Source organism: Chamaesiphon sp. VAR_69_metabat_338, assembly GCF_031423935.1.
Classification (GTDB): domain Bacteria; phylum Cyanobacteriota; class Cyanobacteriia; order Cyanobacteriales; family Chamaesiphonaceae; genus Chamaesiphon.
On sequence record NZ_JANPGM010000489.1, the window covers coordinates 1 to 3,971 of the forward strand.

The 3,971-nt window shown below is 49.2% G+C and carries 4 protein-coding genes; 1 reads left to right on the top strand and 3 read right to left on the bottom strand.

The genetic code is table 11. The features are described from left to right. Nucleotides 1-517 (top strand): GMC family oxidoreductase (locus RMO84_RS13505; RefSeq protein WP_310488968.1); only part of this gene is annotated, 517 nt, incomplete at its 5' end. Nucleotides 518-553: 36 nt separating this feature from the next. On the opposite strand, the gene RMO84_RS13510 is transcribed toward RMO84_RS13505, so the two are convergent. The 3 genes from RMO84_RS13510 to RMO84_RS13520 are packed head-to-tail and all read right to left on the bottom strand — an operon-like array spanning nt 554 to nt 3,463. Beyond that, nucleotides 554-1,486, bottom strand: coding sequence for a hypothetical protein (locus tag RMO84_RS13510; RefSeq protein ID WP_310488969.1), 933 nt, complete (start codon nt 1,484-1,486; stop codon nt 554-556). Between the two features lie 41 nt (nt 1,487-1,527). Continuing rightward, on the bottom strand, nt 1,528-2,892 hold the full coding sequence (locus tag RMO84_RS13515) for a sugar ABC transporter substrate-binding protein (protein WP_310488970.1): 1,365 nt from the start codon (nt 2,890-2,892) through the stop codon (nt 1,528-1,530). A 40-nt stretch (nt 2,893-2,932) separates the two neighbouring features. Continuing rightward, a complete protein-coding gene (locus tag RMO84_RS13520; protein ID WP_310488971.1) occupies nt 2,933-3,463 on the bottom strand; it encodes a hypothetical protein in 531 nt (176 codons plus the stop codon). Nucleotides 3,464-3,971: the final 508 nt, after the last annotated feature.

The following is a 3,971-nucleotide window of genomic DNA, read 5'->3' on the forward strand; positions in this document are numbered from 1 at the left end:
AGGGGCGGGTTCGATCGGGTTTGCGATCGCGCATGGGGAGGTCTTACCCCGCTTCGACAATCGCGTGCAGCTCAGCGCAGATGTCGTCGATGCTTGGGGGATTCCAGTACCGCACATCGAGTGCGCCTGGTCGGAGAACGAACAGCGGATGCTCGCCCACATGCACGCTCAGATCGACGAAACGATCGCATTAGCTGGAGGCCAGCCGATGAAGTTGACGGAGATGTTTCGGATGCCCCTAGTGGGCGATTTCGTCCGCAAGATGGAGGAAACCATGTCGTTTTCTGCACCGCCTGGATATTATATCCACGAGGTGGGCGGGGCGAGGATGGGTACCGATCCGACTAATTCTGTCGTGAACGATCGCAATCAATGTTGGGATGCGCCGAATCTATTTGTCACAGATGGAGCCTGCTGGCCATCTTCGGGCTGGCAAAGTCCCACGCTCACAGAAATGGCAATTACCGCGCGGGCTTGTGAGTTTATTGCAGCGGAGATAAACAAAGGTAGTTTTTAAGGGCCAAGACGATCGCCTTGGCTCCAGTCGCGTTTGCTATTTTCTCAAACTGTCTGCACTGGCAGCTTTCGATTCGCGCTCGTTATAGCGCATTTCGATCGAGTCCCGAAAGCCAGGAATATTGAGTGTATAAATGCTATCTCTGCCCCGAACTGTAGCGATAAAAGTATCCCAGCGTTTGCCATCAATTTCAGTCCAGTATGTTACCCGCATGATAGAGCGATCTACCGTCTGATGCACCATCGTTTTACCATTAATAGAGCTGCGAACGCCATCAATTCGCACCAAGTAAACCCCAGGTGTTGCTGGAATATCGGCGATCGTGATGCGCTCGCCTTCTGGGCCTGAATATACCCTAATAATACCGACTTTGGCTGTCGCAATATTCACCAACGGTAATTTTTCGGCAACCGGAGGTGCAGCAGCTACTACCTTTTTAGGTTCGCAATCGCTTAGATTAACACCTTTTTTTGCAAAGATCGGACAGGCGTGTTGGCTCAAATAACCTTCCCCATTTTCACTGGCGATATCGTGAGCCACCACAGTTTTCAGCGATGCAAAACATTTGCCGTTCAAGAGACGACGGGCGATCGCATTAGCAGCGGCATCACTAGGCATCGCCAACCCCGACACGATCGCCGACCGAACATCTCCATCCGCACATTTTGCGGTAGTTGGTGACGAACCCAACGCTGGCTCAAAAAACTCTAATGCCACCCACTGCTTAAATTGCAACCGAGCGCGTTTGCCGATCGCAAATAATTCTTTAGGGTGCCTTTTGGCATACGTTTGCAGTGCTTCCAGGCAAACGTCGGCACGATCGCTATGGTTGGCAATACATTTATTTAAATCCGCCAGCGACCTAAATACGATGCCATTTTGGGCAACTGATGCCCCTGGCAGCCCTGCCGCAACCATCAATGCTATGCATCCGAACAAAAGTGAAATAATCCGGGGTGAAGCTTTCATGAAAAGTTAGCTCTGTAAATAGCTACAAGTTTGAACGGTAATTATTCTAACTCAATAGATTTACTAGTTTCTCTGCTAGTTTTCGGGGCGATCGGATTGGGGTAATTTTGATTGTCTTGCAGATCGATATCGATCGTCGTTGCTGCTTTATCTAATGCGGTTTTGACGGGTAAACCGTTGCGAATATTTGCAAATGCCTCCTGAAACGCAGAGGTAATCACAGGATAGGCTGGCGTTTGGGGGCGCGGCACGGTTTCACCGGCTAGCAGTTGGGCTGAAAATAGCCGCAGTGCGCCATTAGGGGCGTAGAGCTGAGATTTGGCGATCGCGCTTTTGGTACCAGGGACTGCGCCATTGACATTCGCCATTGCTAGCACCTCTTGCGGTTGCAGCAAGAATTCTAGGAACTTCATCGCCGTGGTTTGACACTGCTGCGTCGGGCAATTGGTAGTAATTCCCCAATTCCAGGAGCCTTGCGCGGTCTTGGCACCCGTACCGAAGTTGGGTAAGGGGAGGACGACCAAATCTTTGCCGACGGCTTTGGCATAGTCTTTGTACGCCCAGTGTCCCACCCAAGAGAGCGGCACCCGCCCGCTGGTAAATGCAGCATCATCGATGTTGGGGTCGATATAACCCTTGTTAAACCAATTTTGGACTGACTGCATCGCTGCGACAGCTTGAGGGCGATTGAGGGTGCCAGTGGCAGTGCGATTGGTGTGGCGATCGATTAAATCTCCCCCTGCCGATTGAATAATTGGTGAAAACCCATAGGTCGCCCATTCACCGCGATAATTGAGCTTGAGATCTAGTACTTGGCGTTGGCGTAGCCTCTCCTTGGGAGAATCGGGATCGGTTTTTGCTAATGTTACCAAGGCGCGATCGAATTCGGCGATCGTCCACGCATCTTTAGTACCAGTTGGGATTCTAATTCCCGCTGCTTGGAGCTTACTGCGACGCGCGTATAATCCCAATCCCGAATCATAGGTGCCGACAGAATATAGCCGTCCTTGATAGCTACCCTGTTGGACAATTGACGGCAATAAATCTTGTTTGACTGCTGGCGAAATCAGCTTATCGATCGGGATCAGATTTTGTTGCCAGACATAGTTATAAATAAATGGCCCATCAAATTCGAGCACATCGGGCAAATCTTTGGATAAGGCAGCGGCTTGGACTTGGGAGTTGTAAGAGCCTTCAGGAACAAAGGTTAATTGGACTGTAGTGGTCGGATGTGCCCGATTGAACCGTTTGACTTGTTGCTCCAATACTTGCCGCTCGGCAGCTTGCCCCGCATGTGCCCAAACTCGAAGTCCACCCGACGATCGATCCAAATTGGAGTTACCACAGCCACTCAGATACAGCAGCAGTGGTGCTAGTATCCCGAATTGGCGGCAGTGGTTCCTCATTGTATGTTTCAAACTATGTGGATATTTAACTTAAGTAAGCTTAATTGAAGCGATCGAGTTTGCGCTGAAAAACCCGATCTAGATCGGGTCGCAAGCGGGGATCGACCTGAATTTTTAACTGTTTGCGAATATCCAACTCTAGTGGCTGTCGGAGATCGATCGACAGAGTTTGCCCCTGAGTTCCCGTCCAGCGAACAGACTTAATTTGCGACCAAGGTATCCAGACAAAATCAAACACGATCCCGCTTTCTCTAATTTCGGTGGTAGCCAAGACACTCAGGAGCACTGACACTATAACTATGCTCGACATTGGTATCCACAGATCGGAGCCAACTCGATCGCCAATAACTACACAATAGATAATTAGCGAGATAATAACTGCCATTGTGGCTCTGAGTAGGGCTAGAGTCAAAGTGCGTAGCCGCGATCGAGATAATGCAATTAATAAAGTACCTGCTTTGTGACGAAGCTGCTGCTGGTGCCACCGCAGAATCGCCGCTAGAGCACCATTCACAATTAGCAAGATGGCGATACCAATGACGAGATCGGCGACAATTTGAGAATTAAGCATCGGCAGATCGATCGATTCAATGTACCCATGCTAGCGCAAAAAATATTAATGCTACATAATTGAGTATCGGCAGCCGTGCTGTAAGAGACAAACTCAGTCGAGGGAAAATATATTTGAGCTTATCGATCGACATAATTTGGATCGCTATTGACTGGATCGATTGCTACAGTGCGATATTAGATCGCAATTTTATGACTGGATCGTTGAATTACTCGATCGAGCCAATAATTCGGTCGTTGACATTGGGATCGATCTTAGATCGATCGTCAAATCAAAAGAGACGACAAAAACTAGATCGATCTGTTAGTTGGTCTCGATCGCTAGAGTGTATTCGATCGTGTTAAATGTTGTGACGCGCTCTCGATCGGTTAGCTGTTTTCTAATTGCGTTCGCGTAGCGTCGGCTCTGCCGAATCGCAGGGATTGTAAATGCTCGATCGATCTGATAATAAGCGATCGAGTCAAAGCGATCGCTTAGTTATTTCCTGGCTGCGATTCGGCAGAACCGA

Coding starts and splice junctions, on each gene's coding strand:
- RMO84_RS13520 (WP_310488971.1), bottom strand. CDS start 3,463: ATGCTTAATTCTCAAATTGTCGCCGATCTCGTCATTGGTATCGCCATC.
- RMO84_RS13510 (WP_310488969.1), bottom strand. CDS start 1,486: ATGAAAGCTTCACCCCGGATTATTTCACTTTTGTTCGGATGCATAGCA.
- RMO84_RS13515 (WP_310488970.1), bottom strand. CDS start 2,892: ATGAGGAACCACTGCCGCCAATTCGGGATACTAGCACCACTGCTGCTG.